This is a genomic window from Micromonospora acroterricola, assembly GCF_003172955.1.
GTDB classification, from domain to species: Bacteria; Actinomycetota; Actinomycetes; order Mycobacteriales; family Micromonosporaceae; genus Micromonospora; species Micromonospora acroterricola.
In genome coordinates, this window is sequence record NZ_QGKR01000108.1 from 1 (window position 1) to 11,571 (window position 11,571).

The 11,571-nt window shown below is 73.4% G+C and carries 9 protein-coding genes; 6 read left to right on the top strand and 3 right to left on the bottom strand.

Annotated elements, in window-relative coordinates; translation table 11 throughout:
• Nucleotides 1-166 precede the first annotated feature (166 nt).
• Nucleotides 167-1,429 (top strand): L,D-transpeptidase, encoded by a 1,263-nt coding sequence (locus DKT68_RS03435; protein WP_109815979.1) that lies wholly within the window; start codon nt 167-169, stop codon nt 1,427-1,429.
• 112 nt (nt 1,430-1,541) lie between these two features.
• Here the strand turns inward: DKT68_RS03435 and DKT68_RS03440 are convergent, their stop codons facing one another.
• Nucleotides 1,542-2,558 carry an SMP-30/gluconolactonase/LRE family protein gene (locus tag DKT68_RS03440; protein WP_109815980.1) on the bottom strand — a complete coding sequence of 339 codons (1,017 nt, stop codon included), beginning with the start codon at nt 2,556-2,558 and terminating at the stop codon, nt 1,542-1,544.
• A gap of 64 nt (nt 2,559-2,622) precedes the next feature.
• A complete protein-coding gene (locus tag DKT68_RS03445; RefSeq protein ID WP_109815981.1) occupies nt 2,623-3,210 on the bottom strand; it encodes a TetR/AcrR family transcriptional regulator in 588 nt (195 codons plus the stop codon).
• A 111-nt stretch (nt 3,211-3,321) separates the two neighbouring features.
• On the opposite strand from DKT68_RS03445, the gene DKT68_RS03450 reads away from it, so the two are divergent.
• The 4 genes from DKT68_RS03450 (at nt 3,322) to DKT68_RS03465 (ending at nt 8,705) form a co-directional block, all read left to right on the top strand.
• Nucleotides 3,322-3,789, top strand: a complete 468-nt coding sequence (locus tag DKT68_RS03450) for a MarR family winged helix-turn-helix transcriptional regulator (RefSeq protein WP_109815982.1) — start codon at nt 3,322-3,324, stop codon at nt 3,787-3,789.
• Nucleotides 3,786-5,429 (top strand): MDR family MFS transporter, encoded by a 1,644-nt coding sequence (locus tag DKT68_RS03455; protein ID WP_109815983.1) that lies wholly within the window; start codon nt 3,786-3,788, stop codon nt 5,427-5,429. The genes DKT68_RS03450 and DKT68_RS03455 overlap by 4 nt, the downstream gene beginning before the upstream one ends.
• Before the next feature lie 117 nt (nt 5,430-5,546).
• On the top strand, nt 5,547-6,383 hold the full coding sequence (locus DKT68_RS03460) for a phosphatase PAP2 family protein (protein ID WP_109816001.1): 837 nt from the start codon (nt 5,547-5,549) through the stop codon (nt 6,381-6,383).
• 114 nt (nt 6,384-6,497) lie between these two features.
• Nucleotides 6,498-8,705, top strand: coding sequence for a DUF6461 domain-containing protein (locus tag DKT68_RS03465; RefSeq protein WP_201748882.1), 2,208 nt, complete (start codon nt 6,498-6,500; stop codon nt 8,703-8,705).
• Between the two features lie 61 nt (nt 8,706-8,766).
• Here DKT68_RS03465 and DKT68_RS03470 read toward each other — a convergent pair whose 3' ends face one another.
• On the bottom strand, nt 8,767-10,275 hold the full coding sequence (locus tag DKT68_RS03470) for a pyridoxal phosphate-dependent decarboxylase family protein (RefSeq protein WP_161556616.1): 1,509 nt from the start codon (nt 10,273-10,275) through the stop codon (nt 8,767-8,769).
• Between the two features lie 149 nt (nt 10,276-10,424).
• On the opposite strand from DKT68_RS03470, the gene DKT68_RS03475 reads away from it, so the two are divergent.
• Nucleotides 10,425-11,354, top strand: coding sequence for a diacylglycerol/lipid kinase family protein (locus DKT68_RS03475; protein ID WP_109815985.1), 930 nt, complete (start codon nt 10,425-10,427; stop codon nt 11,352-11,354).
• Nucleotides 11,355-11,571: the final 217 nt, after the last annotated feature.

Here is an 11,571-nt window from a genome sequence, read left to right on the forward strand (position 1 = left end):
GTTCACGGCGCTCAGCCGGGGGCGGACATACCTTGTTTTCACAAAGGCCGACAGCGCGGAAAAATGCGCCGGGAATTGCGCCGCCGATTATTTCCGAATGGCATGGGCACGCCAGTTGTGGCGGCGAGAATGTGGCAGAGGGAAGCCGAAAACGGGGGGACTGAACATGACGTTGAGGCGGCGAATGACGGTGTTGGCGGTAACCATCGCAGCCGCACCGCTGGTGCTGGGCGGGTGCACCGCCGACCGGGACCCGGCGTCGAGCAAGGGGCGCGCTGCCCCGCCCGAACTCACCGTGACACCGGGGGACAAGACGCGCGAGGTGCCGGTCAGCGCCGAGGTGGGCACCGCGGTCAAGGGCGGGCGGGTCACCGACGTCCGGCTCAAGGACGACAAGGGAAACCAGGTCAAGGCGGAGCCGCGTGAGGACGGCTCGGGGTGGGTGCCGAGCACGCCGCTGCAACCGAAGCGGACGTACACCGCCGAGGTGACGGCGACCGGCGACTCGGGCGCCACGACGACCCGCACCACCACCTTCACCACCATGGCGAAATCCAGCAAACCGCAGATCACCAGCACCCTCTATTTCGTCGGCAACCGGACGTACGGCACCGCGATGCCGGTAACCGTCGCGTTCGACCCGGGAATTCCGAAAGAGGCCAGGGCGGACGTCCAGCGCCGGTTGTTCGTGAAGACCAATCCGCCTCAGCCGGGTGCCTGGTCGTGGCTGGACGACGGGACGCAGGCCTATTACCGGGCGCCCGATTTCTGGCGTCCGGGGACCACGATCAGCGTCCGGGCCGGCCTGGAGGGGCTGCCGATCGGCAAGGACCGGGTCGGCGACGCCGAGCGGACCGCCACCTCCAAGATCGGCAAGCAGGTCGCGCTGGAGATCGACAACGCCACCAAGCAGATGACCGTGCTGCGAGACGGCAAGCAGGTCCGCCGGATCCCGGTCAGTCTCGGCAAGCCGAGCACGCCCACCTCCAGCGGCAAGATGGTGATCATGGAGAAGCACGAGCGGACCACCTTCGACACCCGGGGTGAGCCCGACGGCGGCTACGTGGTGGACGTCGACGACGCTCAGCGACTCACCTGGGGCGGCGAGTTCATCCACTCGGCGCCCTGGTCCGAGGGGGACCAGGGGAGCACCAACGTGTCGCACGGCTGCACGAACGTCGCCGCCACCGCCGCGGACTGGTTGATGGGGGTGACCCAGGTCGGCGACCTGGTCACCGTGAAGGGCACCGAGGTGCAGTTGCAGGCGGGCAACGGATGGACGGCGTGGAACGTGAGCTGGGACGAGTTCGTCCGGGGCAGCGCCCTGCCGGTGCCGCCCGGGCTCCGGCCCGCGCCGGTTCCCCCGGCGCACCCGGGCGCGGTGGCGGGCGGATCGCCCGCACCGGCGCCCTCGGTCACCGGCGGCTGAGCCAGCGCCGACGGCCTCCGGGGTCGGCCCGCCACTCGGCGGGCCGGCCCCGAGCCCCGGTTCAGACCCTCGGGTACGCGACGCGCCCGCCGGTGGGCCGGCGGGCGGCTGCTCAGTCCAGCGGCACCCGGGCGACCCCGGGCCCGATCAGGCTGCCGAGCCAGAGCTGGTTGCCGTGCTGGCGTACCCCGGTGATCATCCAGTAGTGCCCGGCCGGGCCGTGCAGCGTCCGGAGGACCGTGCCCTCGCCGTCGACCAGCGCGACCAGCCCGTAGCGGCGCGGCTGCGGCTGCATCGCATCCGGCAGCAACGCGGCGAGCTGGCGCAGTCGCGGGTGCGGCAGCAGCCGCTCGGCGACCGGCACCCGGGGGCTGGGCAGGGCGATCCAGTACGTCCCGTCGCCCACCGCGGAGAGATTGTCCGGATACGCCGGCAGGTCGGCGAGCACCCACACGCCCCCGCCCAGCTCGACCCGGAGCAGGCGGTGGGTGGTGGTCTCCACCAACATCAGCGCCGACTCGTCAGGGGTCAGCGCGATCCCGTTCGGGAAGTACAGCCCGTCGGCCACCACCTCGGTGGCGCCGCTGCCCGGGTGGTGGGCCAGCACCCGCCCGTTGGGACGGTGCTCCAGCAGGTCGCGCTTCCAGTGCGAGACCGGGAACCGGTCGGAGCTGTCGGTGAAGTAAATGGTGCCGTCGCGGCCCACCGCGGCGTTGTTGGCAAGGTGCACCGGGGGAGCCGTGCCGGTCAGCTCGCGGACCGCGCCGTCCGGCGTGACCCGCAGCAACCCGCGGTACGCGTCGCAGACGACGAGCGCCTCACCCGACTGGTCCAGCTCGATGCCGAGCGGCCGCCCGCCGGTCTCGGCCAGTAGCCGTGGTCGGGTGCCGGGCGGCGCGTCGGCGGGCCACCACCAGAGCCGGCCGTCCTCGTCGCCACTGACCACCCGACCGGCCTGGTCGATGAGCACGTCCTCGGGACCGATGGCGCCGTCGGGCAGGGGCAGCAGGTCGACCTGGTCGAGCCGGCGGTCGGTGGCGGCCCACGCCCCGGTGAGCGGGGGAGGGACGGTGGCCGGCTCGCGGACGGGCCGGATGAGCCGGGGTGGCCGGGGCCGGGGAATCAGCATCGGCCCATTCTCCACCGCCGATGCCGACCGCACCGGATCAGCGCGCGGCGCGCCGGGCCGTCGCTCAGGCGGCGGGGGCGGCTTCGGCGAGCGCGGTCCGGACCGTTTCCAGCAGCGGGTCGCCCGGGTGGTCGAGCCAGTGCTGGACCGCGACCCGAAGGATGGCCAAAAAGGTCGCGGCCAGGAGCCGGGCGCGCAGGGCCACGTCGCCGTCGGTGAGCCGCCGTGCCAGTTCCGCGGCCAGCTCGCGCTCGATGGCGCTGTACGCCGCGACCTGGTGCGCGGCCAGGCCGGGGTGCCCGCGCAGCTGCCGGCGTCGGATCAGCCAGGAGGGCTCGGGAGCGCCGAACGCCTCCTCGGTGAAGTGTTCGGCCGCCCGGCTCAGCACCGTCCACGGCGCCTCCGTGACGGGCTGCTCGCGGACCAGCTGCAACAGCCGGCGCAGGCGCGTCGTGTCGCCGTGGAAGAGCGCCTCCTCCTTGCTGGAGAAGTAGTTGGAGAACGTCCGCCGGGAGACGTTGGCGGCGTCGGCGATCGCCTCGACGGTCACGCCGTCGAGCCCCTGCTCGACGGCGAGGCGCAGGGCCGCCTCGTGCAGGGCGAGGCGGGTGGCGGCCTTCTTGCGCTCCCGCAGCCCCGTGGTGTCGTCCATCGCTCTGAAGGTTACGTGTCGGGTGACTGACTTCTCAACGGGCAAACTTGCCTACTGTGCAAGATCGGTGGATGCTTGCTTGAGGCAACCAACTTGCGTGGAGGAACGGACGTGAACAGCGAGGTTCGGGAACTCGGCCTTCGCCTGTACGACCTGGTCCGGAGCGTCCGACTGCTCAAGCAGCGCCGGGCCGACGAGCGGCCGTCCGTGCCGCCGGGCCTGGTCGGGCTGCTCGTGCAGATCGACCAACTCTCCAGCGGCTGCCACGCCCGCGAACTGGCGGACCGCACCCGGCTCGACCCGTCGACCGTCAGCCGCTCCGTGGCGACGCTCGTCGCGCAGGGCCTGGTCGAGCGACGGCCCGACCCGACCGACAAGCGGGCGACCTTCCTGACGGTCACCCCCGCCGGCCGGGCCGCCCTCACCGACAGCCACGGCTGGTACGGCGACGTGCTCGAACGGGCGCTCGCCACCTGGACTCCCGGCGAGGTGCGGGCGCTGAACGCCGCCCTCGACCGGTTCACGGGCGATATCGAGGTCGCCCTCGGAAACCACGACAACCTGGAGGCCGCGCGATGAGCGCACCCACCATCACGACCAGCGCCGAGCCGATGAGCCATCGGCGCACCCTCGAGGCGCTCAGCGGCCTGCTGCTGGTGCTGTTCGTCGCGATGCTGAGCAGCACGGTCGTCTCGACCGCGCTACCGAAGATCATCGGAGCGCTGAACGGCTCGCAGACCCAGTACACCTGGGTCGTCACCGCGACCCTGCTCACCGCGACCGCGACCACCCCGATCTGGGGCAAGCTGGCCGACCTGTTCAACAAGAAGGTCCTCATCCAGGTCGCCATCGTGGTCTTCCTGCTGGGCTCGGTCATCGCCGGCTTCTCCCAGAGCGCCAGCCAGCTCATCGCCGCCCGCGCGTTCCAGGGCATCGGGGTCGGCGGACTCCAGGCGCTCGTCCAGGTGGCGATCGCGGCCATGATCCCGCCGCGCGAGCGGGGCCGCTACAACGGCTACCTCGGCGGCGTCATGGCGGTCGCGACGGTCGGCGGCCCGCTGCTCGGCGGCCTGATCGTCGACACCTCCTGGCTCGGCTGGCGCTGGTGCTTCTTCGTCGGCGTTCCGGTCGCCGTCATCGCGCTGATCCTGCTCCAGGCGACCCTGAACCTGCCGACCGCGCGGCGGGAGAATGTCAAGATCGACTACCTGGGCGCGGGCCTGATCGCCGCCGGCGTCAGCGTGCTGCTGATCTGGATCTCCTTCGTCGACGGGTCGTTCGCCTGGCTGTCGTGGCAGACCGCGGCCATGGTGGGCGGCTCTCTCGTCCTGCTCGCCCTGGCGGTCTGGGTCGAGTCGCGGGCGGCCGAGCCGGTCGTCCCGCTCAGCATCGTGCGTCAGCACACCACCGCGCTGGCCATCCTCGGCAGCCTCGCGGTCGGCATGGCCATGTTCGGCGGCGCCGTCTTCCTCGGCCAGTACTTCCAGATCGGCCGCGGCTACACCCCGACGGAAGCCGGCCTGCTCACCATCCCGATGATGGCCGGGGTCCTCGGATCGTCGATCATCGCGGGCCGCCTGATCACCAGGAGCGGAAAGATCAAGCCGTACATCGTCGCCGGTTCGATCATCCTCGTGGCCGGGTTCGCACTGCTCGGCACCATCGACCACCAGACGTCGCTCGTCGTGGTCGGCGTGGCCATGTTCATCGTCGGCACCGGCGTCGGCATGACCATGCAGAACCTCGTCCTCGCCGTGCAGAACACGGTCTCGCTGAAGGACATCGGCGCGGCGAGCTCGAGCGTCGCGTTCTTCCGGTCGCTCGGAGGCACCATCGGCGTCTCGGTGCTCGGCGCGGTCCTCGCCCGCCGGGTCACCGACCAGATCACGCACGACCTCGCCGCCGCCGGCATCCCCGCCTCGGGCAACGGAGACGGCAGCAGCAACCTCAACATCACCGCGCTGCCCGAGGGGATCCAGCACATCGTCCGGGCCGCGTACGGCGACGCCACCGGACACATCTTCCTCATCTCCGCCGCCATCGCGGTCGTCGGCGTCATCGCCGCGCTCCTGCTCAAGCCGGTCACCCTGCGGACCAGCCTCGACCTGCCGGACAGCGCCACGGCGACGGCCGTTGCCGCCGACGCGGTCGACGGCGCACCCGCCTTCGACCAGGTGCACGTGGACGCCGCGCCGAAGGGGCCGACCGACCGGCGCTGACGTCCGGACCGTACGACCCGGGGCCGCCGCCGTCCGAAGACGGCGGCGGCCCCGGCCTGTCCGGCGAGGCGGCACTGGCGAGCACGACCGAATCGAGGCGTTGTGGACGTGACGGAGATGGCAGCGGCACGGCCGGCGGCACCCGTCCGGCGAGTGGCTCCACTGCGCCGGGCACTGCGCGAGCTGGGCCTCGTCGCCGCGCTGTTCCTCGCGTACAAGGTGGCGCGCGTGGCGGTGGCCGGTCGCGTCTCGACCGCGCTGGCGAACGGGGAATCGATCTGGCGTGCGGAGCGCCTGCTCCACCTGCCGAACGAGGCCGCCGTCCAGCACCCGGTGCTCTCCCACGACGTGCTCGCGCACCTGGCGAACGGCTACTACGCGTACGTGCACTTCCCGGCCACGGCCCTGTGCCTGCTGTGGCTGTACGTGCGCCACCCGGCGCACTACCTCTGGACGCGCCGGATGCTCGCCGGGCTCACCGGGGCGGCTCTCGTGCTGCACCTGCTGGTTCCACTGGCGCCGCCCCGCCTGACCGCCCTGACCGGCATGGTGGACACCGGCCGCCGGTACGGTCCCGCCGTCTACGGCCCTCCCGACACCGACGCGTTGAGCAATCAGTACGCCGCCATGCCGTCCTTGCACGTCGGCTGGGCGCTCGCCGTCGCCGTAGCGCTCGTCGCGGTGAGCCGCGGGCGCCGGCGGTGGCTGTGGCTGGCCCATCCGCTCGCCACCCTGCTGGTCGTCGTGACCACGGGCAACCACTACTGGCTCGACGGCCTGGTCGCGGCGGTGCTGCTCGCCGTCGTCTACCTGGTGGTGCCCATGCCCGGCGCCGTCCGCCCGTCACGTCACCTGCCGGCCCAACGCCCGGGCGGGCGACCCCGCCGGGACGTACCGGCCACGCAGGCGCTGCCGACAGGCGTCGACGCCCCCCGCGTCCTGCCGTCGCGGTGACCGCCGCGCACCGGCCTCTCGATCGCGTGCGGGCCCCGGCGACGTCCCACGGCGGGCCCGCGGCGCCCGGAGGGCGGCCCCACCCCGCGTCCCGGAATGGCTAGGGTGTCCACCGTGGAGACGGCTGGGGACGCGGTGGTAGAGGTTCCCGATCCGGTCCTGGCGGAGCTGGCCGGGTCGGTCGCCGCGGCGCTTCCGCTCATCGTGGCCCGCATTCCGCGGTCACCGGCCGCCGAGCTGGGTCGGCTGGGCACGACCACGGACAGCGACACCGGGCCGAGCCGAGGGCCGGCCTGGAGAGTCCGGACGAGGGCCCCGTTCCACTCCGGCGGCCCGCCCCCGCCGAGCGGTTCACCGGTGCGGGACGCGCTGGGCTCGCTGCCGTCGTCGCTGATCGACCGTCTGCTCGGTGCCCTGGAACTGACGGTGCCGGAGCTGGACCTGTCCGGCGCGCCGGACCTGACCGCCTTCCTGGGCCCGCCGTTCAGCGGCACCATCGGCATCGCGAGCGTCGTCGGAGCGAGCGAGGCGGTCACCGGGGCGGCGATCCTGGAGCAGGTCCGGCCCGGCGCGGTGCCGCTGGTCGTCGCGCTCGCCCGCCGGCTCGCCGCACACCCACCGATCGCCATCCTCCTCGCGGCGGGGCCCGAGACCACCGATGAGCACGGTGTCGCGGCGGCGCACGGCGCGGCACGTCTCGCGCTGGCTGTGGCCACCGCCGCCGCCGTCCTGCACCGGGTGAGCGTTCCGCCCTGGGCCACCGAACCACCGGCGGTGCTCGGCGTCGCGATCGGCACCGCGGCCCTGCTCCTCCGCGAAGCCCCGATGCCCGCCAGTTACGCCGCCGCGTTGCTCGCCCGGGCTCGGGCCGAGTACCTGCTGCCCCGCCACAGCAGCGGGACGGTGCCGGTGTCGGGGCACCGGTTCGCCCTGCTGGAGGGCACTGACGTCCCCGAGGTGGACGTCGGCGGCAACGGGCTGGTCACGGTCGTTCCGGGCGGCGCCGTGCTCCGCACCGGCGTCGAGACCGGACAGGTCCGGATCATGTTGAGCGTGCTGGACGGGCCACCGCCGGACATCGCCACCGGCTGGGAGGAGATCGTCGAGGTCAGTTGGCGGGCGGCCGCCGGCGGCGCCTCGCTGGTCGGACCGGACGGGGGCCAGCCGCAGCTCCGTCGGCTCACCCCACCGTGGCCGGGCGACTACCGACTGCGGGTGCACGCCCGCGGTCGGGACGACACCGACCAGCCGGGCGCGGAGTGCTACGAGCTGGTCGTCTGGCAGGCGCCCGCAGCGCCCGAGACCGTGTACGCCCGCAGCGACCGGCTCGGCCACCGACTGCGCGGCGAGCCGGAGCCGGCGCGACCCGAACGGCCCGAAGCCGCGTACCGGTGGCTGCGCGGCAGCACCCTGTCCGAGGCCGCGACGGTCACGGTGGTGACCGGAGCGGACGCCGCGGCCGTGCTGCGCGCCTTCGGCGCGGACCCCGCCCGACCCGAGTCGATGCGGGCCATCAGCGAGGACCTGATGGGCCGGCAGTCGATCGATCCGTGGGTCGCGGTGCTGGACGTCGGCGGCGCCGCGGTCGCCGTCGAGTACAACGGCTGGCAGGGCTCGACCGCGCCCGTGCTGACCCGGGCGTCCGCCGGTGGGCGGGCGGCCAGCATGTTCTGGAACGTCAACGCCCTGACCCGGCTGTCGTTCGCCGAGGACGGCGAGGTGCTGCTGTCGGTGGAACCGTTCGGAGACCTCGACGCGCCGCCACCTCTCGGCGCGGCGCTCGCCGGCCTCGACTTCGCCGACCACCACCGCGGCAAGCGGCTGATGGGCCTGGTCGCTGTGCAGCGGTTCACCGGCCACGGCATCACCGCCGACGACCTGGCCCGCATCGAGGCCGCCGACATCGGCTTCCGGATCGTGCCGGACCTGCCCACGCTGTACCCCCGCCAGCCGCAGTACGGCGACACGGTCGGCCCCACCACCGAGACGCTGGCCCGGCTGCCCGCACCGGAGCTGCGCGACCTGGCGTGGTGGGCCGCAGCCGAGGCGGTGCGCTACGCGGGGCTCGGCGAGGATCCGGAGATCGCCGCGAGTGTCGCCGCGCGTGCCCTGACCCCGGACGCGCGCCTGCGCGCCCGTCGCTCTCAGCTGCACGACGGCGAACACCGGTGGGTCTGGCTCGCCCTGCACCGCGCCACCAACCCGGATCCGGTCGCCGCCGTCACGCAGACCCTCGACGCGGCCCGCTACGCCGCTGGTGCGTACGCCGCGAACCTCGTCGCCGACGCCGACGCCCGGATCGCCGGATCCGCTCCACACTGACGCCGCCATCCGGGTCGGCGCGGTCCGGGGACCGGGTCGCCACACCCCGACCGTCGAGCCCTCACGGCGTCTCCCTGACGACCTGCTCGGCGGCCCGGCGTACGTCGTCGAGCAGGATCTCCATATCGCGACGGGTGGTGCGGTGGTTGAGCACGCAGCCGCGTAGCGCGAAGCGGCCGTTGATGGTCGCGTTCGACAGGTACGAGCTGCCGCCCTGCTGCAGCGCCACCATGATCCGTTCGTTGAGGCGGTCGAGTTCCTCCTCGTCGGCCGGGGACCGGGTGCCGGCCCGCGCGCTCGGCGGCAGATAGCGGAAGCAGAAGATGGAGAGCCCCACGGGCGCGAGCAACTCGAAGTCCGCGCTGCCCTCGACGAGGTCGGCCAGGTGACGGGCGCAGTCGATGTTGCTCTCGATCGCGTCGCCGACCGCTTCCGAACCGGCGTGCGCCAGTGCCATCCAGACCTTGAGCGCCCGGAATCGCCGGGACAGGTCCGGGCCGTAGTCCCAGAAGGCGAAAGCCTCGGCCGGTTCGGTCTGCGTGACCCGCGTGTAGTCGGCATCCAGGCTGAACGCGGGACGCGCCGCCTCCGGGTCGCGGTAGATGAGGCAGCCGCAGTCCGCGGGCAGGTAGAGCCACTTGTGCGGGTCGAGGGAGATCGAGTCGGCCTCCGACATGCCGTCGAGGAGTGGACGGGCCGAGGGGGCGAGCCGTGCGAAACCGCCGTAGCAGGCGTCGACGTGCATCCACAGTCCGTACTCCCGCGCCACCGCCGCGATGTCGGCGAGCGGATCGACCGCGCCCGTGACGACGGTGCCCGCGTTCGCCACCACGCAGAACGGCTCCGCCCCGCCGGCCCGGTCCTCCACGATGGCGCGGACGAGCGCGTCGAGGTCCATCCGGAAGTGCGCGTCCACCGGGATCTCGCGGACGTTCGCCCGCCCGATGCCGAGCAGCGCGGCGGCCTTGTGGATCGAGTGGTGGGTCTCGGTGGAGGCGTAGACGCGCAGCGGCGCCGGGTGGGCGGCCGCGCCGTGGGTGGCGACCGTGTCGCCGCAGTGGCGATGCCGGGCGGCGGCGAGCGCGGTGAGGTTGGCCATCGAGCCACCGCTCGTGAACAACCCTCCGGCGCCCGGGTCGCAGCCGAGAGCCTCCTTGATCCAGTCGATGGCCACGTGCTCCAGTTCGACGGGAGCCGGTGCCGACCGCCACGCGGGGAGGTTCGCGTTCAGTGCCGACGCCAGGAAGTCGGCCACCGCGGCGACGGCCGTGCCCGGCGCCGAGACGTACCCGAAGAAGCGGGGGTGCCCGTTGTGCCGGGTGCCGGGCACCACCACGTCACGGAAGATCGTGAGCAGGTCGGCGAAGTCGCGGCCCTCGGCCGGCAGTGGCTCGGCGAGCAGTTCCCTCAACGCGGCGGCGGAGGTTCGCGGCGCGATGGGCAGGTCCCGGATCGAGTCGTGGTGGGTGGCGATCCAGTCGACGGCGCGGGCGGCCATGTCGCGGATCTGCTCGCCGGAGGGGTCCAGGGCGGAGCCGGCGCCGCGCCCATCGGGTGAGATCGAAGTCATGGCCCGGAGGATAGTGTGGATCATGTCCCGGCGTTCGGCCCCGACCAGCTCGGAGGGCAGGCGTACGGCGTGCTGGACGGCCTCGCCGCTGCGCTGGCCGGGGGCGAAGGTGGGGTTCCGCCGGCCGTCCGGCGATAGGCTCCGGCCCTATGCGGACGAAGCCGGAGCTGAGCGCGACCATCAGACGGGAGCGGCGCGCGGCGCTCGTCGTCAACGCCCACTCCCGCCGCGGCCGCCGCCTCTACGAGGGCGCTCGGGACCGGCTCACGTCCGCCGGCTTCACGCTGCTGGCCGCGTACCCGGTCGAGCGGCCCGCGGAGCTGGAGCAGAGCCTCGCCGCTGCCGCCGACCTCGGGCCGGACCTCCTGATCGCCGGCGGTGGCGACGGCACGATCAGCACCGCCGCTCGCCTGCTCGCGCACCGTGACATCGCGCTCGGCCTGCTGCCGCTGGGCACCACCAACAACTTCGCGCGTACCGTCGGCGTCCCGCTGCACCTCGACGAGGCCGTGGCGGTCCTCGTCGACGGCAAGGTGATCGACGTGGACCTCGGGCTCGTGGGCAGCATGCGGTTCACCAACCACATCGGCGTCGGCCTGTCCGCCGACGTGATGCTCAGGACGCCGCCGCGTCTCAAGCGGGCCACCGGCCGGCTCGCGTACCCGGTGACGGCGCTGACGCTGCTGACCCGGCACCGGCCGCTGCGCGCCGTGGTGCGCGCGGAGGGGCGGGAGCACGAGTTCGTCACCCACCAGCTGTACGTGGCGAACGGTGGCTTCCACGCCGGCCGGCCGATCACCGCCGACGCGGATGCCGACGACCGGCTCCTGGTCGCCTATCCGGTGGGTGGCCGGCCCCGCCGTGAGCTGCTGCGGGACACGGCCCGTAACGCCGCGACCGGGCATCGCCGCACACTCGGCGACGAGCCGTTCCTCGCCGTCCGCCAGCTGTGGCTGGAGACCGACCGGCCCGCGCCGGTGGAGGTCGACGGCGAGCTGTACGGGGAGACACCGATCCGGATCGGCCTGGACCCCAACGCGCTACGCATCATGGCGCCGGCCCACACCCTGGACCGCTAGGGCGGTTGGCGCGAGGACCTCGGCGGTCGCGCCGGGCGCGCGACCGGGGAACCGCGACTGCCGGTGGTACGGGTGGCACCGCGCTCGCCCGGAGGCGGCCGTACCCGTCGGCGCCGACGCCGTGGCGCGCACCCGGCCGGATGGCCGGCCCGGGCACGCCACGGCGTCGACGGTGTCAGCGCCGCCGGTCCGGCGACGCGTCCCGCCGCTGCGCTGA

Excerpts from the sequence above, each read along its gene's own strand:
- DKT68_RS03435 (WP_109815979.1), top strand. The coding sequence starts at position 167 with ATGACGTTGAGGCGGCGAATGACGGTGTTGGCGGTAACCATCGCAGCC.
- DKT68_RS03440 (WP_109815980.1), bottom strand. The coding sequence starts at position 2,558 with ATGCTGATTCCCCGGCCCCGGCCACCCCGGCTCATCCGGCCCGTCCGC.
- DKT68_RS03445 (WP_109815981.1), bottom strand. The coding sequence starts at position 3,210 with ATGGACGACACCACGGGGCTGCGGGAGCGCAAGAAGGCCGCCACCCGC.
- DKT68_RS03455 (WP_109815983.1), top strand. The coding sequence starts at position 3,786 with ATGAGCGCACCCACCATCACGACCAGCGCCGAGCCGATGAGCCATCGG.
- DKT68_RS03460 (WP_109816001.1), top strand. The coding sequence starts at position 5,547 with ATGGCAGCGGCACGGCCGGCGGCACCCGTCCGGCGAGTGGCTCCACTG.
- DKT68_RS03470 (WP_161556616.1), bottom strand. The coding sequence starts at position 10,275 with ATGACTTCGATCTCACCCGATGGGCGCGGCGCCGGCTCCGCCCTGGAC.
- DKT68_RS03475 (WP_109815985.1), top strand. The coding sequence starts at position 10,425 with ATGCGGACGAAGCCGGAGCTGAGCGCGACCATCAGACGGGAGCGGCGC.